At 37.1% G+C, this 23,831-nt stretch carries 23 protein-coding genes; 12 read left to right on the forward strand and 11 right to left on the reverse strand.

Annotation, left to right across the window (positions count from 1 at the left end; all coding sequences use genetic code 11):
- The first annotated feature begins 142 nt into the window (after positions 1 to 142).
- Both ACSHZO_RS09210 and ACSHZO_RS09215 read left to right on the forward strand, forming a co-directional pair.
- A complete protein-coding gene (locus tag ACSHZO_RS09210) occupies positions 143 to 991 on the forward strand; it encodes an OmpA/MotB family protein (RefSeq protein WP_298247159.1) in 849 nt (282 codons plus the stop codon).
- A 128-nt stretch (positions 992 to 1,119) separates the two neighbouring features.
- A complete protein-coding gene (locus tag ACSHZO_RS09215) occupies positions 1,120 to 1,443 on the forward strand; it encodes a hypothetical protein (RefSeq protein ID WP_298247160.1) in 324 nt (107 codons plus the stop codon).
- A 249-nt stretch (positions 1,444 to 1,692) separates the two neighbouring features.
- Here ACSHZO_RS09215 and ACSHZO_RS09220 read toward each other — a convergent pair whose 3' ends face one another.
- Complete coding sequence (locus ACSHZO_RS09220; RefSeq protein ID WP_298247161.1) at positions 1,693 to 2,193, reverse strand: GreA/GreB family elongation factor; 501 nt, start codon at positions 2,191 to 2,193, stop codon at positions 1,693 to 1,695.
- 126 nt (positions 2,194 to 2,319) lie between these two features.
- On the opposite strand from ACSHZO_RS09220, the gene ACSHZO_RS09225 reads away from it, so the two are divergent.
- Positions 2,320 to 4,137 carry an SLC13 family permease gene (locus ACSHZO_RS09225; protein ID WP_366878081.1) on the forward strand — a complete coding sequence of 606 codons (1,818 nt, stop codon included), beginning with the start codon at positions 2,320 to 2,322 and terminating at the stop codon, positions 4,135 to 4,137.
- Positions 4,138 to 4,161: 24 nt separating this feature from the next.
- A complete protein-coding gene (locus ACSHZO_RS09230; RefSeq protein WP_298247162.1) occupies positions 4,162 to 5,385 on the forward strand; it encodes a glycosyltransferase family 4 protein in 1,224 nt (407 codons plus the stop codon).
- Positions 5,386 to 5,461: 76 nt separating this feature from the next.
- On the opposite strand, the gene ACSHZO_RS09235 is transcribed toward ACSHZO_RS09230, so the two are convergent.
- Positions 5,462 to 6,796: an aspartate kinase gene (locus ACSHZO_RS09235; protein ID WP_298247163.1), complete on the reverse strand. Its 1,335-nt coding sequence runs from the start codon at positions 6,794 to 6,796 to the stop codon at positions 5,462 to 5,464.
- A gap of 101 nt (positions 6,797 to 6,897) precedes the next feature.
- On the opposite strand from ACSHZO_RS09235, the gene ACSHZO_RS09240 reads away from it, so the two are divergent.
- Positions 6,898 to 7,542, forward strand: a complete 645-nt coding sequence (locus ACSHZO_RS09240) for a hypothetical protein (protein WP_298247164.1) — start codon at positions 6,898 to 6,900, stop codon at positions 7,540 to 7,542.
- 3 nt (positions 7,543 to 7,545) lie between these two features.
- Here ACSHZO_RS09240 and ACSHZO_RS09245 read toward each other — a convergent pair whose 3' ends face one another.
- The 4 genes from ACSHZO_RS09245 to ACSHZO_RS09260 all read right to left on the reverse strand — a co-directional run bounded on the left by ACSHZO_RS09245 (position 7,546) and on the right by ACSHZO_RS09260 (position 10,897).
- Positions 7,546 to 7,698, reverse strand: a complete 153-nt coding sequence (locus tag ACSHZO_RS09245; protein ID WP_295179867.1) for a hypothetical protein — start codon at positions 7,696 to 7,698, stop codon at positions 7,546 to 7,548.
- Between the two features lie 165 nt (positions 7,699 to 7,863).
- Entirely contained in the window at positions 7,864 to 8,940 is a 1,077-nt protein-coding gene (locus ACSHZO_RS09250) for a transporter substrate-binding domain-containing protein (RefSeq protein WP_298247165.1), read from the reverse strand.
- Positions 8,941 to 8,974: 34 nt separating this feature from the next.
- Positions 8,975 to 9,427 carry a 3D domain-containing protein gene (locus ACSHZO_RS09255; protein WP_298247166.1) on the reverse strand — a complete coding sequence of 151 codons (453 nt, stop codon included), beginning with the start codon at positions 9,425 to 9,427 and terminating at the stop codon, positions 8,975 to 8,977.
- Positions 9,428 to 9,430: 3 nt separating this feature from the next.
- Positions 9,431 to 10,897 (reverse strand): Gfo/Idh/MocA family protein, encoded by a 1,467-nt coding sequence (locus ACSHZO_RS09260; protein ID WP_298247167.1) that lies wholly within the window; start codon positions 10,895 to 10,897, stop codon positions 9,431 to 9,433.
- A 199-nt stretch (positions 10,898 to 11,096) separates the two neighbouring features.
- On the opposite strand from ACSHZO_RS09260, the gene ACSHZO_RS09265 reads away from it, so the two are divergent.
- Together ACSHZO_RS09265 and ACSHZO_RS09270 are read left to right on the forward strand one after the other, a co-directional pair.
- Positions 11,097 to 11,528 (forward strand): FKBP-type peptidyl-prolyl cis-trans isomerase, encoded by a 432-nt coding sequence (locus ACSHZO_RS09265; RefSeq protein WP_295179859.1) that lies wholly within the window; start codon positions 11,097 to 11,099, stop codon positions 11,526 to 11,528.
- A gap of 142 nt (positions 11,529 to 11,670) precedes the next feature.
- Positions 11,671 to 12,081: an OsmC family protein gene (locus ACSHZO_RS09270; protein ID WP_298247168.1), complete on the forward strand. Its 411-nt coding sequence runs from the start codon at positions 11,671 to 11,673 to the stop codon at positions 12,079 to 12,081.
- A 32-nt stretch (positions 12,082 to 12,113) separates the two neighbouring features.
- Here the strand turns inward: ACSHZO_RS09270 and ACSHZO_RS09275 are convergent, their stop codons facing one another.
- Genes ACSHZO_RS09275 through ACSHZO_RS09285 form a run of 3 tightly spaced genes read right to left on the reverse strand, consistent with a single transcriptional unit; the run spans position 12,114 to position 15,474 of the window.
- Positions 12,114 to 12,803: an N-formylglutamate amidohydrolase gene (locus tag ACSHZO_RS09275; RefSeq protein WP_298247169.1), complete on the reverse strand. Its 690-nt coding sequence runs from the start codon at positions 12,801 to 12,803 to the stop codon at positions 12,114 to 12,116.
- Positions 12,800 to 14,020: a carboxylate-amine ligase gene (locus tag ACSHZO_RS09280; protein ID WP_298247170.1), complete on the reverse strand. Its 1,221-nt coding sequence runs from the start codon at positions 14,018 to 14,020 to the stop codon at positions 12,800 to 12,802. The genes ACSHZO_RS09275 and ACSHZO_RS09280 overlap by 4 nt, the downstream gene beginning before the upstream one ends.
- A gap of 2 nt (positions 14,021 to 14,022) precedes the next feature.
- The gene (locus tag ACSHZO_RS09285) at positions 14,023 to 15,474 is read right to left on the reverse strand and encodes a RimK family protein (RefSeq protein WP_298247171.1); all 1,452 of its coding nucleotides are present in this window, start codon (positions 15,472 to 15,474) and stop codon (positions 14,023 to 14,025) included.
- A gap of 108 nt (positions 15,475 to 15,582) precedes the next feature.
- On the opposite strand from ACSHZO_RS09285, the gene ACSHZO_RS09290 reads away from it, so the two are divergent.
- Positions 15,583 to 16,866, forward strand: a complete 1,284-nt coding sequence (locus ACSHZO_RS09290; protein WP_298247172.1) for a dipeptidase — start codon at positions 15,583 to 15,585, stop codon at positions 16,864 to 16,866.
- A 1-nt stretch (position 16,867) separates the two neighbouring features.
- Here ACSHZO_RS09290 and ACSHZO_RS09295 read toward each other — a convergent pair whose 3' ends face one another.
- Positions 16,868 to 17,719 (reverse strand): SdiA-regulated domain-containing protein, encoded by an 852-nt coding sequence (locus ACSHZO_RS09295; RefSeq protein WP_298247173.1) that lies wholly within the window; start codon positions 17,717 to 17,719, stop codon positions 16,868 to 16,870.
- A gap of 475 nt (positions 17,720 to 18,194) precedes the next feature.
- On the opposite strand from ACSHZO_RS09295, the gene ACSHZO_RS09300 reads away from it, so the two are divergent.
- Positions 18,195 to 18,326 carry a hypothetical protein gene (locus ACSHZO_RS09300; protein ID WP_298247174.1) on the forward strand — a complete coding sequence of 44 codons (132 nt, stop codon included), beginning with the start codon at positions 18,195 to 18,197 and terminating at the stop codon, positions 18,324 to 18,326.
- A gap of 157 nt (positions 18,327 to 18,483) precedes the next feature.
- Positions 18,484 to 20,796: a penicillin-binding protein 1A gene (locus ACSHZO_RS09305; RefSeq protein ID WP_298247175.1), complete on the forward strand. Its 2,313-nt coding sequence runs from the start codon at positions 18,484 to 18,486 to the stop codon at positions 20,794 to 20,796.
- Here the strand turns inward: ACSHZO_RS09305 and ACSHZO_RS09310 are convergent.
- A complete protein-coding gene (locus tag ACSHZO_RS09310) occupies positions 20,793 to 22,307 on the reverse strand; it encodes a DEAD/DEAH box helicase (protein WP_298247176.1) in 1,515 nt (504 codons plus the stop codon). The genes ACSHZO_RS09305 and ACSHZO_RS09310 overlap by 4 nt on opposite strands.
- A 211-nt stretch (positions 22,308 to 22,518) precedes the next feature.
- Between ACSHZO_RS09310 and ACSHZO_RS09315 the strand changes: the two genes are divergently transcribed.
- Positions 22,519 to 23,223, forward strand: coding sequence for a Crp/Fnr family transcriptional regulator (locus ACSHZO_RS09315; protein ID WP_298247177.1), 705 nt, complete (start codon positions 22,519 to 22,521; stop codon positions 23,221 to 23,223).
- Positions 23,224 to 23,318: 95 nt separating this feature from the next.
- Positions 23,319 to 23,783 (forward strand): hypothetical protein, encoded by a 465-nt coding sequence (locus tag ACSHZO_RS09320; RefSeq protein ID WP_298247178.1) that lies wholly within the window; start codon positions 23,319 to 23,321, stop codon positions 23,781 to 23,783.
- Positions 23,784 to 23,831: the final 48 nt, after the last annotated feature.

The raw sequence follows: 23,831 nt of genomic DNA on the forward strand, positions 1-23,831 counted from the left end.
TCAGAGACTAAGTGGTCGTAGCCGCTAAGTTTTAGAGCGAATTATCGGAAGCCAGAAGCAGCATTATAGTTTCATATGGCATTATTGTAGCAAGAGTTGAAAAGTATTAACTAAATAAGAATACTAAGAACTAAACTAAATTATGAGAAAAGTAATCACAGCTACCGTATTAACCGCAGGTCTTTTGACCTCATGTGTTTCTAAAAAGAAATATGTTGAATTAGAAGGTCAACTTAATGATACAAGAAGTACACTTCAAAAAACACAGGTTGAGAAAGAAGAAATTGAAGAAAAGTATGCACGTATAGAAGAACGTGTTGCCGATTATAATTCCAAAATTAATTCCCTTAGAACCGAGAATGAAGGAATGATGGAAATGAATGATCTCACCGTAATGTCTAAAAAGACAAAAGAGAAAATGAAATCCACGATTGCTAAGATAGATCCTGAAAAGGTTAAAGGAGCAGAAACCTTAGAGGATAGTATAAACCTTGCAGTTTCATATAATCTTAAGCAGAATATTTCTGAAGGAGCTGATGCAGATGATATTGATATCAATGTTGATGAAACCGTAGTGATGATCAATGTTTCAGATAAATTATTATTTGGTAGCGGAAGTTTTAGGGTTACGAAAGAAGCTCAGCCTCTACTGAAGAAATTAGCTGAAGTGATTAACAGCGAACCAGCTATGGAAGTTATGATCGAAGGTCATACCGATGATAGAACTATGGTAAAAGAATCTTACCTTCAGGATAACTGGGATCTAAGCGTTCGAAGAGCAACTTCTATCGTGAGAATTCTGCAGGATAAATATAATGTAGAGCCTTCAAAATTAATTGCTGCCGGAAGAAGTAGTTACCAGCCATTAGTTGATAATACTAATAAGGATAATATGGCTAAAAACAGAAGAACCCGAATTGTAATCATCCCTAACCTGGATAAATTCTTTGCGATGCTGGAATCTGATGGGACTATGGCAGGTACTGAATAGATCTTCTATTTATAGATATAATATTGAAAGAGAGTTTCGGCTCTCTTTTTTATTTCCGTTAACTGTAGATTAACTTCCTGTTCACGGTATCTCGAAAATCGCTTCGTATATTTCATAAAACTGAAGTTGTGAAAAAAGTAAAGACAGAATCCAGTAGTTCGAAATTAGTACAATCAGAGAACGAAGATCTTCCATATAATCCTGAGATCACGAAAGAGGATAAAGAAGCCCTGAATGAGAAAGGTAGAAGTATGAAAAAAGGTCAGGATAAAGATCTGGATCGGATAGAGCAAATAGATTTTACGCCCGATGAACTCGACATTCCAGCGAGTAACGAAACGAAACCAAAAGATAAAGCAGGCCTGGTAGATGAAGAAAATATGCAATTCAATAAGAAGGGTGCTACCAGCGAAGATGAGAAACCAGGTGAAAATTTAAGTTCTTCCAATTAATATCCAGATAGTTACACGAGAAAAAACCGCTGCTTGTCAGCGGTTTTTTTTGTTTATAAGCAGTAAAAAGAAAGTTATCAATTTTAGGTCTCTAATTGCAAACAACATTGTGGTTGCCCCCTTGTAGTAGTAAAAACTCGAGCTTAAATCCGGTCCTACTACTTATGAATTTAAGATCGAAGTATCAGAGTATGGGGATATAGAAGATGCTATTGAATTTAATCTTGAGAAAGATATAGAAGAATAGCATTAGTATTTTATTTCAAGAACTTCGAGTTTTCTAATCTCATCACCGAGTTTAAAATCTACAGTTTCACCAACTTTCTTACCCGTAACCGCACGTGCAATTGGCGCAACAAAAGCTATTTTTTGCATTTTGATATTTGCCTCATCCACCCCTACGATCTGGAATTTCTGAATTTGTGAACTATCGAGGTTCTTCAATTTTATGTGCGCTCCAAACCGAATTTCATTCTGTGCCTGTTCTTCAGGTTTTAAAACCCGGGCAGATTGAATTCTTTCGGCCAGTAATTTCATTTTTCCATCAATAAGGCCTTGAGCCCTTCTTTTTTCTGTATCGTCTTTGATACTTATACTAGATCGCTCTTTTTCAAGCCCTTTCAATTCCAGATGTAGTTCTTGTAGTCCATTTGGCGTCACATAATTTGTAACTCCATCTGGTATCGCCGCCCTTGGTGGAATGATCACTGGTTCTTCTTGATCTTCTTCCTTTACAAATCCTCTACTCATAATTCGTATCTTATGTTCTCCTAATTATAGCGAAACCCAGTGGATATGTATTAAACAACAATCATAAATATTTCTCAAAACCTAACGTCAGGTTTTGGATGGTACTACATTTAGCAAATTTTAATTATGGAAATGAGTCTGGAAATCATTGTTCTTTTCGTGATCATCCTTGGTGTGATCGTTCTATTTGCTCTGGAAGTATTCCCGGTAGATAAGATCGCATTTATTATTCTGGGCCTGTTATTATTAACAGATCTGGTTTCTCCGGAAGAAGCCATTTCAGGTTTTTCCAGTCCCGCGACGATCACGGTACTTTGTCTAATGATCATAGCGATAGGACTCGAGGACAATGGTGTTATAGATCTCCTCGCCCAGGGAATGAGGAAATTGAAAGGTCTGCCCCTGCTTATTATGATCCCGGTTTTTATGTTTATCGCAGGAAGTATTTCTGCTTTTATAAATACGACGGCTGTAGTTTTAGTCTTTGTGAAGATCATCGATGAACTGGCAGAGAAATATGACATTCCCAGTTCAAAATTATTACTACCGGTTTCTTTTGCAGGGATTATAGGTGGCAGCTGTACACTTATGGGAACTTCTACGAACCTGATTGTTAATGCGGTGGCCGTTAAAAGAGGTGTCGAGCGCTTCGGATTCTTCGAATTTAGTTGGTACGGAGTCATTTTTATGCTCATAACTATTGCTCTGGTAAGTTTGATGGCGGGATTTCTTCCGAAGAAAAAACCCAGCGATCTTAATTCGGTTTATAAATTAGACGAGTTTATTACGAAAGGAATCGTTAGTGAAACCTCAAAATTGATTGGCAAAAATCTTCGGGATATCTTCGGCGATGAAAAGGATTCTATTGAAGTGATCAGGCTCAAACGTAAAGGAGTTATCAATGACCATCCAGGTAGATATACGACCTTAAAACTTGGTGATCAATTACTACTTAGATGTAGTATAGAACAACTCATACAACTTAAAGAAGAAGGTGATCTTACGATTATTAGAAATTCTGAAGCTAAAGCTGTAAAGCCAATCGTGAACGAGGCTTCAGAAATTGAAGAAAACATTCAGCTCGTAGAAATATTAATGTTGCCTAACTCACCTTTAATTGGTAAAAGTATCAAAACCGTGGGCTGGTATGATCTTCATGGAGCAGTTCCTTTGGCGATCAGGAAAAGAAGAAGCTTCAGAAATCCTAAAAGAAGAATTTTCAATAAAAAGTCTGATGATATTGACCTTCGGGTTGGAGATCGTCTTCTGGTGGAAGTAACGCAAAACGACCTGCATGAACTTCAGAAAATGGACAATATTAGCATTCTGCAAAATCATGAAGAAATTAGTATTGTATCCAAAAAGAAACGTTCCCTTAGCCTCGGAATTTTAATTCTTGTTATTGCACTATCCGCATTTTCTATATTCCCAATTCTGAAAAGTGCCGTGATTGGCTGTTTTTTAATGATTCTGCTGAAGTGTATCGATCTGGGAAAAATCTATACACAGGTAAACTGGCAGATCGTTTTTCTGCTGGCAGGAATGATCCCGCTAGGTGTAGCCATGAGCAATACCGGGGCAGATGACTGGATCTCCACCAATCTCTTACTACTTTTCGATGGCAAACCGAATTACAGCATTATAGGATTACTATTTTTAGTGACGATGTTCCTAAGCGGATTCATCTCAAACAATGCCACGGCGATCATCATTGCACCCATAGCGATCACCATCGCAACTAAGTTACAACTGGACCCAAAACCATTTATTCTGGCTGTACTTTTTGCATCAAATTTCAGCTTTTTCACCCCGGTGGGTTACCAGACCAACACGATCATTTACGGAATGGGAATTTACAAGTTCAAACATTTCCTGATTATAGGTGGTGCTTTATCGATTGTGCTTTGGATTGCGGCAACCTTCTTACTGAGCAGACAGTTATAAAAATGTATTTTTACTAAAAAAATTATGTCCCGGTTACTCATCATTGGTTACGTATGGCCAGAACCCAATTCCTCAGCTGCGGGCGCCAGAATGATACAATTGATCGAATTTTTTAGAGAACGTAACTATAAAATTACCTATGCAACTTCAGCCCGAAGAACAGAAAATATGGCAGATCTTGAAGCTGTAGGTGTTACCAGCCGGGAGATTCAGCCAAATAATGCTGAGTTTGACGTTTTTGTACAAGAGCTGGATCCTCAAATCGTTCTTTTCGATCGTTTTATGATGGAAGAGCAGTTTGGATGGAGAATTGATAAATTTTGTCCCGATGCTTTAAAGATTCTGGATACCGAAGATCTGCATTCGTTGAGGAAAGTCAGAGAAACTATCCTGAAGTCCGGTCAGGAATTTGACGATGTTTATTTGGATGCTGATATTACGAAACGTGAAGCTGCGGCAATCTACAGGTGTGATATTTCTTTAATCATTTCTGAATTCGAAATGAACCTTTTAGTTGAAAAGCTAAAGATCCCGGAGCATATACTCTTCTACCTGCCATTTATGATGGAGACTGTTTCTTCTGAAAATAATAGCTACACTGAAAGGAAAGATTTTATAAGTATTGGTAATTTTCTTCATGAACCAAACTGGAGAGCAGTTCTAAATTTAAAGGAAAATATCTGGCCTTTACTCAGCAAACTAGTGCCAGATGCCCAGTTACATATTTATGGAGCCTATCCTTCCCAGAAAGTATGGAATTTGCATAATAAAGCCGAAAGATTTCTAGTACATGGACGGGCGGAAAATGCTCTGAAAGTGATGAATGATGCCAGGGTATGCCTTGCTTCTATTCAATTTGGAGCTGGATTAAAAGGCAAATTAGCTGAGGCAATGGCTTGCGGAACTCCTTCAGTAACAACAAAAATTGGTAGTGAAGGAATGGCTGGAGATTTAGAGTGGAATGGATTCATTGAGGACGATCCTGCTCAATTTGTTGAATCAGCTAAAATGCTATATATCGATGAGCAATTATGGAACAAAAAAAGTGAACAGGGTCCAAAGATCCTGAAAGAACGATTCAATCTGGATATTCACCAGGCGAGATTCTATAGAAAATTAAATAATACTCTCAAACAGCTTCCGCAGCATAGGAAAGAAAACTTTACGGGTCTAATGATGAAACATCATCTCCAACGGAGCACTTATTTTATGTCCAGATTCATTCAGATAAAAAATGCTATAAATTAGAAAACCGCTGGAAGCATAAGCTATCCAACGGTTTTCACTACACAAAAAACAGTTTAACCAAACATCATCAGAAGCATCAAACACTGGCTTCAAAAGCCCTTCTGAACAATTTTCTATTGAGATTCTGCAAAGCGGCAGTCTTATATTTCGTATCTACTAAGAGCGAAATGTTATTGTTGCTTCCGCCGTAAGAAATCATCCTTACCGGCACATCATCCAGAATTTCGAATAATCTTGGAGTCCCACGATCGTCAATAAGTCCCTCACCAACCACACAAATGATACTGTGATCACGATCGACACTAATCTCTCCGTAAGCCTTGAGTTCGCTTAAAATAGGTTCAAGGTTCGAAACATTGTCAATAGTGAGTGAAATGGCGATTTCTGAAGTGGTGATCATATCAATTGCCGTTTCATATTTATCGAAAACTTCAAATATCTTCCTTAGAAAACCATGAGCCATCAACATCCTGTTGGATTTAATTTTGATAGCGGTAATATTATCCTTTGCAGAGATAGCCTTTAAACCTTTAGTTTCAGAAATTGCAGAAATACAGGTTCCAGGATCGGTTGGTTTAAAAGTATTCTTTAGATATACAGGAATATTTTTCTCGATAACCGGCGATATGGTTTGTGGATGCAGGATCTTCGCACCAAAATAGGCAAGCTCTGCAGCTTCCTCGAAACTTAGCTGAGCTACCGGAAAGGTGTTTTCCACTACCCTTGGATCATTATTGTGTAAACCATTAATATCGGTCCAGATCTGTATTTCAGAAGCATTTACAGCGGCTCCAATGATCGTTGCCGTAAAATCACTTCCTCCCCGATTCAGCGTCGATATTTCTCCGCGATCATTTATTCTTACGAATCCCTGAGTTATATAAATGGATTCTTCAGCCTGCGAATTAAGTTGATTCTTAAGCAATTTTCCAACGAGTTCTGTATCTGGATTTTCAAGATTAGCAACCTGCATGAAATCCCTGGCATTCAACCATCTGTTAGAAATATCATTTTTTGTCAAATAAAAACTGAAGATCTTAGTAAGAATAGTTTCTCCAGTTGTCAATATCTTACATTCATTTTCTACAGTGAATTCCTGAGAAGCGATATGTCTCAGTTCTGAAAGTTCAGCCTGCAGGATGTCGAAAATTTCATTTCTATCATCTACGGAATTGAACAGGTTTTCAATTTCCTGTTCATGCCTGATAAAGAGTGCTTCCAGGATTTCGTCGATCTCAACCTGATCTCTCTGTTCTACACTACTAGCAAGTTCTACCAGAAGATTAGTGACACCAGACATAGCAGACAGTACCAATAACTTGCCTCCTTCAATATTCTGAATGATACTTGAAACATTCCGGATATTCTCTGCAGAACCTACTGATGTACCTCCAAATTTTAAAACTTTCATATCTCCCTGATTTCTCTTTGCATAAGTACATATAGTTTGAACTGCACTAAAGAAAATTGATCGATTTATATACATTTGCACATTATGTACAATAATTAACAATGAAGACAATTACTACCGTAGTACACGACATTATAAGGCATCAACCATTTCTGGATGATGCGATCGCCAGGGATATTGTAAATTTTAGTGGTTTGGCTGCCGACATTCAATCTCAAGTGGAACAGGAAATGCGTAAAGCTGTAAAACAGGGAAGTATAATTATGGCACTTCGTCGTTACGCACCACATAGAACCAAGATCAATATGAAAAGCCTGAGAGAATTAGGTGATATTATTGTAAGATCTGGCATTACTGAGTATACTTTCCTTAACAGTAAAACCATAATTGCTAACAAAGCTAAACTATTGGAATCTGTTAAGGATCAAACCGGAATTTACCTTAATTACTCCAGTAATTATCAGGAAAGCAATATTCTGGTTTCCTCAACTCTTACAGATCTGGTAGAAGATTGTTTCAGAAATGAAGTGAGGGTAACGGTAAAGAAGGAATTGTCTTCGATCACCATTGCACTGCCTAAGAATAGCTCTCAAACAGTTGGTCTATATTTTTATATGTTCAAATTGCTTGCTTATGAGGGAATTCCAGTTTTTGAAATGATCTCCACTTCGAATTATTTCGCTCTTTTCCTGGAAAAGGAATATGTGAATAAGGCATTTTTGCTTCTGAATGAAATCAAAGCTTAAGTACTACCAGTATTCGTAATAGACACCTGTCATTGCAACCACTGTGAAAACGATAATAAATGCAATCGCTAAGTAGATAAGCTTATTTGAATTGCTATTATTTTCATTGAAGATGTTTGGGTCTGAAGTGGTTTCAGATTTGTTCCCGGTAGGCATATTTTTGGTCGTTTGGTTAGAAATCGACCCCAATATACTAATTATCAATAATTTAATTGCAGGAATTTTAAATATTTCATATTTGAATCCAAAAATAAAATATTATTTAAATTATTGTTGATTATCACTTAGGACGCAGAAATGGTGTCAATATTCCACAAAGATTCAATTATAATCCTTCACGATACTAGCCCATTCCATTGACTTCAGAATACGAACCAGCACAGGATCGATCATATCCCGATATTCAGAATTTTTCGGAAATGCATAACTATAATAATCCTTCTTCAAACTTTGCTCAATAATTTCCAGTTCGTTTTCAAGGTTCATTTGCTCAATATGGTATCTTAGAATAGGTTCATCATAGACTACAAGAAATGTTTCTTCCTCGTTAAGTTTGTTCAATGCCTCCATCGAATTATTGACAAGTTCGGTTTCAATATTATATAATTCCAGAAGTTCCTGAGAGCTCGAACTCATTACTGTCATTACATCAAATCGATCGAGATCCTGGATATTGGTTATTTCTTCATTAATACCTTTTACAGTTAAGGAAGATGCGATCCCGGCCGTAAAACTTGAAATTATTATAACGGCCATAAACATCCAGATTAGACCTATGATCCTTCCACCCAGCGTTCGCGGTGATTTATCTCCATAACCAACCGTAGTCATGGTTACTGCACTCCACCAGAATCCCTGTAAAATTCCCTTTAAATTGCCTCCAAATTCTTCCTTGTTCTTTTTTCTTTCAAACACCCATACTAAAAAGCCGAATATAAATATGACAAGTAAAAGCAATCCTATGATAGAGAAAAACTCCCAGCTAAATAAATTTTTAAGGTGTCTTAAAGTTTGGGATTCTGATCTTTTGGCGACGCTGGTGTGAGAAATAAAGTATGGCTGAGAGAATTCCATACGATGCATACGGTTATCGGTCACTGTGACCGGATTGATACTGAAGTCTACCTCGCCTGCTTCAATACCGTCCAGTAAACTTCCAAGGTCCTCGTATTCTTTGAATTCATAACCCAATTGAAGTTCCTCATTGACCATTTTCCAGGAAGCTATACTAAGACCTCTACATTTACCATTATGTTTCTCAACAAAAGGAGCGGTTTCAGAAATACCTATGACCACTTTATTCGTTTCCGAAGAAAGGCTATCCTGAGCGATAAGCGAATTGATGCAAAAGGGGATAAAACATACAAACAGGATAGTAAACCTGGAATAACACATCATTTTAAACTTTAAATGAGCTCGAAGATAAACATTCCTATTTTTTCAACGAATCCTCTTGAAATAAGTAAGCAATATTTAGCTGCTTCTTTCCAAAATCCTTTGCTTTAGATACGTCCTGTCCCATATAGATATCAATCCTTTTTTTCCAGCGGTAGTGCATTTTGTCTTTGATATAGAAAACACTGTCAAAACCTTCTATTTTGATAGGTGAATTATAATCCAGTCCCATCTTTAAAAGATCACGCGAAACTGCGATCGCATTCATACCTGGTCTTAATGTATCTCCCCAGGCAGTAATTCTAGGGTTATTCTGAGTTTGATATTCTACCGAGTTATAGGCGGTTGCCGTCACACAAATTGTATCCCAGTCTTCAACATCCTTATTACCATCAAATGCCGTACAGGCAGTTAGATAGATCATTAGAATAAACCCGGAGATCAAAATCCCAGATTTTTTAAGCCTGTACATATGTTTAGAGTACAGCATCCTTTAAGATAAAGTGAATCCTTCAGGATATTCTCGTTTAACAAATTGATTTGCTTCATCAAAATTGGTGACTTTCATATTTTCTGAATCCCAGATCATTTTCAGGTCTCTGCCTGGATAAATGATCTGGTCCTTACCGTTCGCGTCCTTTTTCTTGTTCTGAATATCATAACCTCGAATGGCGAGATTTGCTATCAATAAAGATTCAGTCAAAGGACCTGCGATATCGAACGGTGAACTCAGTTTTTTATTGCCATACCCTGCAATGGCAGCTTCCACCCATTGAGCGTAATGACCATCCATGCCATTTGGCACACGTTCGTAAGTTTCGGCTATATTGACTTCGTCTGTTTTTGAGGTAGGTAGTAATCTTGGATTAAGTCCGTAAGTGCCACACATCATTTTACCTTTAGTTCCAATGATCAACGCACCATTACCTCCATCTCCAAATGTTTCTTCAGGACCTAATTCTTCTGGTCGCATAGGTTTGATTCCGCCATCCATCCAATGTAGCTTAATATCATCAGAACCCGGAGTCTTGCCCTCAAAGCTCATAATTACATGACTTGACGGGGGACAGCTATCCGGGAAATAACCTCTCTGGAATTCATCTACATATACACTTCCAACGCTACATTCCACTTCTTTTGGATATTTAAGATTCAGTATGCTAAAAGGCGGTTCAATAAGATGACAACCCATATCCCCAAGAGCACCAGTTCCATAATCCCACCAGCCACGCCAGTTGAAAGGAACCAATCCATCCACATATTCCTTATGCGGTGCAGTACCAAGCCATAATTTCCAGTCCAGTTCAGAAGGGATTGAACTACTCTTTTTTGGCCATGGGATTCCTTGTGGCCATACTGGTCTATTCGTCCATACATTTACTTCCTGTACTTCTCCAATTAAACCTGCGTCATACCATTCTTTCATTTTGCGCACCCCATCCCCTGAAGCACCCTGGTTACCCATTTGAGTCACTACCTTATATTCTTTAGCTGCTTGTGTAAGCTTTCTGGCTTCATAAATATCATGTGTAAGTGGTTTCTGAACGAATACGTGTTTTCCGCGTTCCATAGCAGCCATAGTTTGTACAGCATGATTATGGTCTGGAGTTGAAACACTTACTGCATCGAAATTTTTAGATTCTTTATCAAACATTTCCCGGTAATCCTTATAATACTTCGCTTTTGGAAAAGCTTTTCGGGAAGCTGCCGCTCGTCTGTCATCTACATCACATAAAAATGCTATCTCAGCTTTGCCGCTTTTGTAAAAACTCATGATATCTGATTCTCCTTTACCTCCTACTCCAATCCCGGCAATTAATAACTTATCACTTGGTGCAGTAAAACCAGGTCCACCCAGTACATGCCTGGGAACGATCATAAATCCTGAAGCTGCAACTGCAGATTTTTTAATGAAATCTCTTCTGGCGTTTGAAGTATTCTGTAAGGAAAATTTGCTCATTTTGTAAGGTGTTGGTTAGGAATTGCTTAAAGTTATCTTTTTTCAGATAATAAAACAATTAAACCTTGACTGACATATTGCCGGTGGAATCAGTTATTGTGTCGGGTAATTAGACCTTCGGCAAGGTCCTTGCACATTTGTACTTGAAAATGGTGGAGAGAATATCGAAGCCTCAATTTGTAATTGAAAATAATATTTTATGAGTCAAGTTAAGCAGAATGATGCCGTAAAGGTACACTACACAGGAAAACTAGAAGACGGACAGGTTTTTGACAGTTCAGTAGAACGTGGAGAACCTATCGAATTCACTCTAGGTGAAGGACAATTAATTCCTGGATTTGAAGAAGGCCTTATCGGTATGGAAGTTAACGAGAAGAAGACTATCAACATATCTAAAGATGAAGCTTACGGAGATCCAAAAGAAGAATTGATCCAGGAAGTTCAGAAAAATCAACTTCCAGAAGAACTTAAGCCAGAAGTTGGAATGCCATTGGTATCTAAAGGACCTGATGGTCGTGAGATTAATCTGGTAATTACAGATGTAAAAGATGAGACCATCGTAGTAGACGCAAATCACCCTCTAGCTGGAAAAGATCTTATTTTTGATCTTGAAGTAGTTGAGATCAAGTAATTTATTATCGCACATATTTGAAAAAGCCTGGTCTATCCGGGCTTTTTTTTTGATTGTGTTTGATATTCTGGTTAAGGTTATGATAATTCTTTTCGATTGACTGGTATGCTCCTTACATTAGATTAAAATCAAAATCTAAGTTATGATAAGAAAAGGATCAGCGGAGTGGAAAGGCTCTTTAAAAGAAGGAAAAGGAACAGTTAGTCTTGAGAGCGGAGTTCTTAAAGATGAACAATACTCATATAAGACACGTTTTGAAGATGGAAATGGAACAAATCCTGAAGAATTAATCGGTGCAGCACACGCAGGTTGTTTCAGTATGCAACTATCCGCTTTTCTTTCTGAAGATGGATATGAACCAAACCAGGTTGCTACGACCAGTGAGATCACATTCGAAGATGGTGAAATCACAAAATCTCATTTGATCTTGACCGCAGATGTACCAGGAATTGATAAAGATACATTTGACAAGATCGCTAATAAAGCCAAAGAAAGTTGTCCGCTTTCAAAATTACTTAAAGCAGAAATCACATTGGAATACGATCTAAAATAAGAGATTAGATCCCCCGAATTAAAGCTCCTTATTTAAGGGGCTTTTTTTATGCAATCTTTTACAGAGTTATATATAGTTTCATTTAAACTGACATTCATTTTATTCTTGAACACAAATTTTTGATTGACCTCAATTTCGATTCCTATATAATTTTCTGTAAATACTTTTCTCAGGTAAGTCGTAAAACCATCAGCTTTTCCATGATATGGATAATTTTTACGAACTCTGTATTTAGATTCATCTGTTAGAGAATTTTTAAATTGCTCACTCCATTCCTGCTCTAACCGAACCTTAGGATCATAGAGTATTCCTATATCACAGTTTCTTTCAATATCATCTAGAACGGGTGTAAACGAATGAATCGAAAGATGTAATATCGTATGATTCAATTTATGAAAATCCAGAATTATATTCTCCACATGACGACGGTAAGGTGAATAATGTTTTTCGATTATTTCACTCTTCTTAGAATGCTCAAGAATTTTTGAGAACCTGGAATATAGCTTAGGATGGTGTAAAGATCGATTAGTCTCAATCAGTAATCTTCCAATATCCTGCGCATAGCTGGCATTTGATAAAGGTTCTAAATATTTATACAGATCGTAAGCACCGGGATCATAGCCTTCATGAGTATTTAGAACATCCTTCTGCTCTTCAAATAAATAAACATATTCAGGCGGAATTGCATTCGTAGCATGTTCGCAGGTAATTACTATTTTCATGGCCGGAACATACGATCAGACTGCAGACTTTCAGCGATCTTCAAGTAAGTACGTTTTATGTTCGTTTCTGAAAAATCTCCTCTCAAGGATTTCAAGATACGTGATGAAAGACTGCCATTCTGTAATAAGAATTCAATATGATTCTGATGATTAACAGTCAATTTATTACCTACGCGTTTATAAATGTTTTTCCAGATATATCTAACTTCAGCGTCTTTTTCAATATCAAAAATTGCCAGATATCGCTTGTTTGTAATCAGCGTATTTTCAGCATCCTTGATCACATCATTAAAGATATCAAATAAATCATCCTCGTGCCATTTCTTTTGATCTTCCAGAGAAACGAGCTCTTCAGAAACCAATAATTTTAAAGCTTCTACTATAAAGGCTGCAATGGCAATATCTGCGGAAGGTGTTTCCTGAGTATCGATAACCCTGATCTCAATTGCATTCCTGTCGAACCGTGAAATAGCTCCTCTTGAATTTAAAAAGTGATGATCGAGAATTTGTTTTGTATCATACTTTTTGATCGCTTTGTTTATAGGATCGAAGATCTTTTCGTGATATTCCTTCTTACTAAAGACCTGTTCAGGTATGACCTTCCCTGTCATATGAGGTATTTCCTTCTGATTGGTCTTATAATAGTGCATTCTGGAATCCTTATATCCAGTGAAATGACCATCCAATACCGGAGAGCTTGCAGCAAGACCAGGAATGATTGGAAGTAAGATACGCACTGCTGCGTGCAACTTCTCAAATTCCTGGTCATTTGCAAATGGCAGATTGATATGCATACTCTGAACATTGCTCCAACCATGTCCTCTGCAATCAAATATCCTGTTGTAGAGGTTATAAATCTCATTATGATCATGTGGCCATAATTTTGTTTCGACCATAGTATCCATTAATGGATGGCATGCACCAGCCAGTAATTTTGAATCCATACCTCCCAGAAGCTTGTTGATCTCCTTTATATTCTGAAGAAAGTCATTTTCCAGATCTTCCAGGCTGGATACGGGACCATTTGTTTTTAATTCCACTACATGAGCTACGAGCTCATTGCTCCATTCAATCTTACCGTTGGAAACATCTGAGGTTAGAGCGCCATTTTTAAGGGTAAACAATTCATCAACTGAAGGATTTACCTTCATTGTCTTATGATGCACGAGCATGTATTCCAGCTCTATTCCAAAAACTTCAAATAAGTGATATGCCATTCTTAATTTTTTTCTAGTCGGTTTTTAAGAGCAGTAATAATATCAGTATAGACTTTATCACCATAGTACTCATCCTCTACTCCCGCATCAATATTGGGATTGTCATTTATTTCTATAACAACCGGGCCTTTTTCTGTTTCTTTAATATCAATCCCGTATAAGCCTGAACCCATGAGTTTAGCCGACTTTACCGCAATTTTTATTATTTCAGCAGGAACTTTTTCTATAGGTAGAGAATCTGCATTTCCATCCTGATCATATTTGTCTTCAGCATTCCAATTGTAGATCTGCCAATGACCTTTTGCCATATAATATTTACTGGCATAAAATGGTTTTCCATCCAGAATTCCAATTCTCCAGTCATATTCAGAATAGGAAAATTCCTGAGCAATAACCAATTCTGACTCTTTAAGCATCGCAGATGCGAGCTCATAATATTCAGATTCCGTTTTTGCTTTTTTAACACCAAAAGAGAAAGTAGAATCCGGTGATTTTAATACTACTGGCAAGCCGATAGTTTCCAGAACCTCACTTACATTTTCTTTATGAACGATCATGGTTTGCGGCGTCGGTATTCCGGCATTTTGTAAAGCTTCAGCCATAAATACCTTGTTGCAACATTTTAATATAGCATCTGGCATATCTACGAGCGCAATACCTTCCTGCTGTGCCTTGCGGGCAAAAGCGTATGCTTCGTTATTCACTTCTGTACTCTGGCGGATAAACAGAGCATCGAAAGATGAAAGTCTGGAGAGATCTTTAGGTGAAACAATTTCAGTATAAAAACCCATTTTTTCCGCGATCTCCACGAATTTCTTCAAGGCTTTGCTATTACTTGGAGGTGCGGGATCTCCATCCTTAACCAGGATTGCTAAGTCATATTCATAACTGGAAAGCTTCGGAGTATCATAACGCTTTTTGCTAAAATATTGCTCAGCAAATGCAAACATACTCTCTTTATGTTCTTCAGGAATTTCAGCTTCAGAAATCGCTTTGATACTTTTAATATTCCACTTGGTCGTAAAAGTGAATCGTACCCGTAATATTGGAATTTGAAAATGCCTGAAAAATGTAGCGCTCAATTCCTTGTATTTCGCCGCGACATTCTGCCCAAAATAAATACTGAGCGTAAACTCTTTGGATTTCAGGCTTTTAAAACTACGCTGAATAAGATCGTCAAATTCATCAGAAACTATCCTCACTAACTTTGGTTCACCAAGATCAACCAGATTCCTTATGGTTGGAATAGCTGAGTGTCCACGGGCTTCTGCCAGTAAAGACACATAATATCCTTTGGACTGGTATGAATAGTCTTTACAGAGATTAAATATTCGAACATTCTTGAGTTTTGCGAATTCAGGATTGGTAAGGTAATCCCGCGAAGAGATAATTTTAGTATTCTCCGGAGAAATTTTCCAGTTTTCAGGCTGGTTTACAACGATGTATTTATTCATTCAATTAATTGGTAACTCTAATCAAATGTATATTAAAATTCAATCGTAAATAAGATTTTAAGTTATCCTTAAATATAATTATTAAATTCAGCCTGAAAATCTAAGTTTATGAAATTATCAATATCAGGATTACTCCTTTTCTCTCTAGTATTTAATAGCAATGCACAAACTCAGGATTCAGAATTGATCGAGAAAGCGACCAGAATAAATGAGCGTGTGATTACTATAGATACTCACAACGATATAAATATCAATAATTTCACTACTGAAAAGAACTACACGCAAGACCTGGACACCCAGGTAAATTTGCCGAAAATGATGGCTGGTGGTCTTGATGTTAGCTGGTTGATAGTTTATACCGGGCAGGGCGAATTGAATGAGCAAGGTTATGCTGAAGCTTATATAAATGCAATTAACAAATTTGATGCAATCCACAGACTTATAGAAATTTATGCTCCCGAAGCTATAGGACTGGCTACGACTTCTACGGAAGTGAGAAAGTTGGTTGCAGAAGGAAAAAAAGTCGCCATGATAGGTGTGGAAAATGCGTATCCAATTGGGACAGATCTAAGCAGAATTAAAGAGTTTTACGAAAGAGGAGCCAGATATATGTCACTTTCACATAATGGTCATAGTCAGTTTTCAGACTCCAATACCGGAGAGGAGAATGATGAATGGCTACACAATGGATTGAGCGAATTGGGAGAGAAGGCAGTTCTGGAAATGAATAAATACGGAATTATGATCGATGTTTCACATCCCAGCAAAGAAGCGATCAAAGATATGTTCAGCATATCAAAAGCGCCACTTATAGCTTCTCATTCTTCTGCCAGAGCAATTTGCAATCATAGTAGAAATCTGGATGACGAACTACTTCAATTGTTTCGCGAGAATGGCGGTGTCGTTCAAACGGTAGCGTTTAGTTCCTATTTAAATACTGAGAAACATAATGCTTTTTCGAAGGCAGAAACTGAAGTTTACAAATATACTGCAGATCAATTGGGCTTGAGTTATTTAGAAAGTGACAGCGTTCGAAAACTGGATGAAACGGCGAAAGAGAACTATTACACAGATCTAAAAAAGATAAGGACCGCCGCTAAGCCTGCCCTGGATAACTTAAACGAAACTTCAACTCCGGTAGCCGTAATAGATTTCGTGGATCATATTGATTACCTCGTGAAAAAGATTGGTATTGATCATGTTGGAATTAGCTCCGACTTTGATGGAGGCGGTGGAATTTACGGTTGGGATGATGCCAGTGAAACGCTTAATGTAACCATCGAACTGGTTAGAAGAGGATATTCTGAACAGGAAATTGCTAAACTCTGGGGTGAAAATCTACTAAGAGTACTCGATGAAGTTCAGGAAGTAAGTAAAAACATGCGGGAATAAATTAATTAAACTTTATTTCTCTGATATTTGCGGGTACTCCTACTCTTTCATTAGAAATAAAAATTCTGCCGTCTTTGGAAAATGCAATTCCTTCTGGTTGTTCAAATTCAGCAGGATCCAGCAGATGAATGGATTTTATACTGCCTTGTTGATTTGTAATTATTACCTTTTGAAATTCAGCATCAAGAATATATAGATCACCGCTTAACGGATGAATTGCAAGATCTGATGGTCTTAAAAGTTTTCTGGGATTATGAGTTTTTAAACGTTCAAACTTAGGATCGTCGTAGTCAATTCTTAAAATTGGTTCTTTCTGCAGTTTTCTGGTTTTAGGATCATATTCATATACACCTTTGTAACCACTGCTATTGTCCAGATTACGATCCTTTACTGTGATCCACAACTTCCCGTCTTGAGTTGCAGTCATACCTTCTATATTGTTCCTGTATTCAAAGTCCAGCTGTGTACCTTCCAGTTCCTGATCTGCAACGTCAAGATCTGAAATATCTATGATTCTCCCATTACTTTCAGCAACCCAATAGATACCATCCAGATAAGTTAAAGCTTCATAATCTCCGGAATATGAGAACTTGTGTTTTTCAATGATCTCTTTAGTTTCCATATCAAAAATGAACAGGATACCATCTTCATCCTGCACACAGATCATAAGTCCGTCTTCATTATATACCATTCCTGAAACTTCATTCAGTTCTGAAGGTAATTCCCATGACTCGACTATTTCATAAGATTTTTCGGCATCATTAAAATCGTAATCATTCAATTGGTAGATCGCGTAAATGATTCCGGCCAGAACAATGACCATAGTTACGATTCCAATAACCCACTTATTCATATAAATACATTTGAGTTCTAATGTACAATTAAGCTAATCTCACTGAAAAAGTTTAACAATACTTTGAACAGCGAATAGTACCAATATATGTTAAATTCTGTTAATTCGGTACCTTTTATTGCATAGTACTGTAACATAGCAAGATTTGCAGCGTCTATTAAATAGAGGCCATCATCAACAACATCAAAAATGGTTTATTTATCATCTAAAACTTTAATTATGAGATATTCAGTCAATCACACAAAAGGAAGACAATGCTTTATGAACACCGAGGCGAACCTACAGAGACAGGTATTTCCGAAGCGCAAAAGAGCTTAATCAAACTTATTCATCAATCATCAAAACAATCATTATGAGACATTCAATCAATCAAACCAAATCAAGATCATGCTTCATGAATACTGAAGCCAACGCAGAAAAATCATTATTCTCGAAGCGTAGAAAGTATTAATCAATCATCAAAAATTTATCAATCATGACAAGTCTTCAAAGTAATTTACAGGTTTTTGGAAATGCCAGAACCGGTGGCATCACACACCGGAGGCCATTTCTAAATATTAAATCATCACAAAAGTCTAAATATAGCGATCAAAAATATACTGCATGAAAAGACCAATTTATCAATCAGTTCATTACAACTACAGTTAGGAAAGAGGTTAGTACTATTATTAGCCTCTTATTATTTAACAAAATTTATAAATTAAGCTTAAAATATAATTCACTAATTCAAACATTCGTTTATTTGCAAACCTTACTACTCAAGAATGTTAGCGAAACTAAAGAACAATCCCATAATTAGATGGGCACTTATTATTATATCCAGCCTTACAGGGTTTTTCCTGCTTTTCTTTGCCAGTATCTATTTTGGCCTCTTCGGAAAGATACCTACAGAATCTGAACTTTCATCCTTACAACAAAATAAAGCCACACAGGTTCTCGCTTCCAATGGTGAGTTAATAGGTAAGTTCTATGTTTATGATCGACAGCCCATCGATTTCGATCAGCTTCCCTCCCATCTTATTGAAGCCTTAATTGCTACTGAAGATGCCCGTTTCTATGAGCATGATGGTATTGATAATCGTAGTTTAGGAAGGGTTTTCTTTAAATCGATTTTACTGCAGGATGATTCTGCCGGAGGTGGAAGTACGATCACTCTTCAGCTAGCTAAAAATATTTATGGTAGAAAAGATTACGGAATCCTGGGTATTGTGATTAACAAAATGCAGGAAGCTGTAATTGCCAAACGTCTGGAAAATGTTTATAGTAAAGATGAACTTATCCAGCTATATTTTAACACGGTGCCTTTTAGTGATAATACCTACGGAATCGAAAGTGCTTCTATGAAGTTTTTCGATAAACATACTGTGGATTTAAAGCTTGAAGAAGCTGCAGTCCTGGTTGGAATGTTAAAGGCCAGTCATTACTATAATCCGCGAATCTTTCCTGAAAGAAGCAGACTTCGTCGTGATGTTGTGCTTATGCAAATGGCGAAATATAACTACCTGAGTATGCCACAGGCTGAAGAAGCCAAAATGCTGCCACTCGTTCTGGATTATCGAAGATATAGTCATGATAAAGGTATTGCACCCTATTTTAGAGAACAGGTCCGCAAAGATGTTTCAGGTATTCTCGATACTTTGAAAAACAAGGATGGAGAAAAGTATAATATCTATCGAGATGGTCTTATAGTTCATACCACGCTTAATTACGAAATGCAGCAGCTCGCTGAAGAGGCTATGCGAGAGCATATGTCTCAATTGCAAAACGATCACGAGAAATCCTACGGGAATTATGGTCCATGGGAAAAGAATAAAAAGGTATTGATGGACGCTGTAAAGCGGAGTTCAAGATATCAGAAGCTTTCTAAAGAAGGTCTTTCAGAAGAACAGATCCTGGAAAGAATGGAACAAAAACATTCTACCGAGTTGTTTACTTATGATGGAATGGAAACTAAAAATATGAGCAGTATAGATAGTATTGCACATTACCTGAAATTTCTGAATTCCGGACTTCTGGCAGTTAGTCCCAAGGATGGCGCTGTCCAGGCCTGGGTTGGGGGAATTGACTTTCGTTTCTTTAAATATGATCACGTGAGCCAGAGCAAGAGACAGGTTGGATCTACCTTCAAGCCTTTCGTTTATACCGCTGCCCTTGAAAATGGAATGGATCCATGTACCTATTTTTCAGTTCGAGAAGTTACTTATGATAAAGGCTGGACTCCTTCTAATTCTTCTTCGGAAGGTGATGATCCCAATATGAATTACAATCTGAAGACGGCACTGAGCAAGTCCATGAATACTATTGCCGTAAAAGTTTTAATGGAAACCGGAATACCGAACGTGATCAGGCAGGCCAGAGATCTTGGAATAGAATCTGAACTCCCGGCAGTTCCTTCTATCGCGCTTGGAACCGCTTCGCTTAATTTGGAGGAAATGACAGGTGCATATTCAGCTTATGCTAATGATGGATATGCTACCAAGCCATTCTATATTAGCAGAATCGAAGATGCTGAAGGCAATGTACTGGCTACTTTTAAACCTAAAGTATCTAAAAGAAAGGCTTTTTCAGAAGATACCCGAAAAATTATGGTCAATATGATGCAGGCTACTGTGGATGAAGGAACCGCAAGCCGACTTAGATATAGCTATGGATTAAAAAATGACATCGCAGGTAAAACCGGAACGACTCAGGATAATAAGGATGGTTGGTTTGTGGGAATAACGCCAGAACTGGTTTGTGTAACCTGGGTTGGATCTGACGATCACCGCATAGGTTTCAGGAACACCGGAATTGGACAGGGAGCAAACTCGGCGCTACCAATTTTTGCGAAGCTAATGCAGAAAATGAATGCAAGTTCAAGCTTCAATACTATTACAAATGCGAGATTTCAACCACTATCTTCAGAGCTGGCAAACCTGATGGAATGCCCGCCAGAAGAACGTGATAACTTTTTCGAAAGACTGTTTTCCGGTAACAATAAAGATCGGAAAGAAAGTTCAGACGATAAGAATGAAGAAAAAGGGAAGAAGAAAAAAGGTTTCTTTAAGAAACTCTTCGGCAAAAAAGACGATAATTAGAATTCCTTATTGATCTGCATTCTTAGTTTTCTGGAGTAATCTTCTTCCAGCCAGTCCCGGTAATTTTTAGTGCTTTTACTTATACAATAAGAGTATTGTTTGATTCTTGAACTAATGTCATCCTTTAATTCTTTAGCAAGGATCCTGGCATCGAAAACATCTTCACTATTCTCCACGCACATCTTAACATGCTGTTCCATGGACCATTCCAGAACCGCTTTGGATTTTAACCCTTTCTTAATAACCGTATCATAGGCAGCCTCAATATCAAAGGAGATATCTTTAGTTTTAGAGAATTGTTCCCGTATTTCCTCTGGCATCTGGTACTGAAAATCTCTTTCAATATCCTCATCACTCAGCAGATTTTCAAAATAAAAGTCTGGTGATCTAAAGATTTGTTTCCAGTCCACCGGACTGCTCCAGTTTCCAAATCTCGCCATATTGTTACCAAGGTCGATCACGGTAAATTCGCTCTTGTCTTTAAGCACCCGGGATCCACGACCAATCATCTGGAAATACAAGGTCAATGACTTGGTTGCACGGTTTAAGACAATCGTCTCTACAGTAGGCTCATCAAATCCGGTAGTAAGAATACTTACTGACGTCACGATCGCATCTGGTGTATGCTTAAACCACTTCAAAATATCCTTTCTATCCTGCTTGCTGGTGGTATTGTCTAGATGACGAATAGGCAAGCCAGCGCTTTTAAATGTATGGTAAACTTCTACGGAAGTATTAATACCATTATTGAAAATTAAGGTTTTCTTACCGCGAGAACGTTCGTAATAGGCATTGAGAAGTTTCTCCTGCATGCTATAATTCGAATAAAGTTCTTCGGAAGATTTCACAGTATAATCACCATTCATTCCTACTTTTAAATTCGTAAGACCAACATTATAGCTATAAATATTAGATTTTGCTAAAAAGCCTTTTTCAATCAAAGATGTAATAGAATCACCAACGATTAGTTCGCGGTAATTATCTTTCATTGGTAGTTTGATATTAGAGCTTAGCGGTGTAGCGGTAACTCCCAGAATAAAACAATTTTCAAAAAACTTGAAGAGTTTTCTAAAGCTATTATAATGAGCTTCATCAATAATTACCAGTCCAATATCCTCGATCTTAAGTTTTTCATCATTAAGCCTGTTGTTCAAAGTTTCCACCATTGCTACAAAACACATGTAGTCATTTTGATCTGGTAATTCCTTTACTTTACTGTTTATGATCTTATTACGCACCCCAAATCCTGAAAGCATTTTCGAAGTTTGCTTACATAATTCGATTCGGTGAGTTAGTATAAGAACCTTTTTGTTGGTTCTTTGAATATATTCCCTGGTCATTTGAGAGAAAATCACTGTCTTCCCTCCTCCTGTAGGTAATTGATATAGAAGATTATAGTTTTCAGGATGTTCTTCAATCACCCCAAAAATTTTATCTATATCCTTTTGTTGGTAATCATATAATTGTTTGTCGACCTTCTTTTTCTCAATACCAAATGTTTCTGACGCCATATAGTCCTTTATAGTAAGCAATTTTGCAAAAATAAAGCATTTTAAGCTTTGGTCAAAAATAAATTGGACATTATAGAATCTATTTTAACCCTTATACTACTTATAATTATCGTAAATTAGTGTTTCGCTAATCAAACTGATTTTACTGTCTCCAGAACAATTGATCAGATAAATGACTCCCCGGAAAATTAACCAACTAATTTCCGAGGATTTGTTCGATAAAGATTTCATCCACCAGAATAATTATACAGTATTACAGGAATGCGGTTTATTTACTGATGTTCCAGAAGAGCATTTAAAGTTACTGCTGAAAAACTTTTATCAAGAAAAATGGCCTAGACAAACCTGTCTTGTGCATTGTGAAAAATTCCTTTTTCACTTTTATATCATCAAGAATGGTAGGGTTAAAATGTATCATACAGACTTTGATAGCGCTAAGGAACACACCATTTTCTTATTGAAAAAAGGTGATGTATTTGATCTTTTCTGCTTACTGGACGGGATCAAACATAAAGCGTATTATGAATGCCTTGATCATACAGAAGTACTCGCTATTCCTATGGATAAATTGAGAAGCTGGTTACAGTCATATCCTGAATATTATAAGAATTTTCTAAGTTATGCAGGTAGATCGATGCGAATGCTGGAAGAGAATGTTTCGCAACTGGTTTTTAGCGATATAACGACACGTTTACTGCATTTACTATTGAAGAACATTAATAAATTGCAGAATATCAATGATCTTCCAGATAAAGAGCTAGCTTTTTTAATTGGCTCAAGTCGTGCAGTAGTTAACAGACATCTTCAAAAAATGAAGAAGATGGGATTTATAAAAATATCCAGAAATAAAGTACAGGTTGAAGATGTATCTCTATTAATGCAACATCTGGAAAACAACAGAATAAATAAGAATTAATCATAGATATGCTACTTAAGTGATTTGCAGCACGATGTATTTGATGTAATTTTAAAATTTCAATAATCAATTATTCATCATTAAATTCTTACATCATGAAAAAGTTCATCATTATTATTTTCGTTTTTATTTTAAGTATCGGTGCTCAGGCACAGGATGTAATTCAGCTGGATGAGACCAGAATTAATTTCAGTCCAACTGCAAATCTCGTATTTGAGGATTATCCTAACGGACTTGTGAAGGTCAGGGAGAAATTTGCAGCTCAGTTCCAATCAGATGCCATTGGTTTTACCAAAGCCAATTTCGATATTCATCGTTTTCTAGATGAAGCCGATATTAAATCTGGAAACGTAATTGTTACTCTACGTAGTAATAAAGGTTATTTAGAAGCTACCTACGACGAAAAAGGAAATCTCTTAAAAACCAGCCAGATGTTCAAAGACATCGCCTTACCAGCCCTGGTTAGAAACGAAGTTTTTGGAGAATACATGGGTTGGACTATGACCAGAAATAAGCTCGGGGAATTAGCGATCAACTTGACAATGAGCAATATATCGTAGTTCTTCGGAAAGGTAACGATCGCCAGAGACTAAAAATTACTCCTTCAA

The sequence above is a fragment of the Christiangramia sp. 3-2217-3z genome (genome assembly GCF_051195275.1).
Taxonomy (GTDB): Bacteria; Bacteroidota; Bacteroidia; order Flavobacteriales; family Flavobacteriaceae; genus Christiangramia; species Christiangramia marina.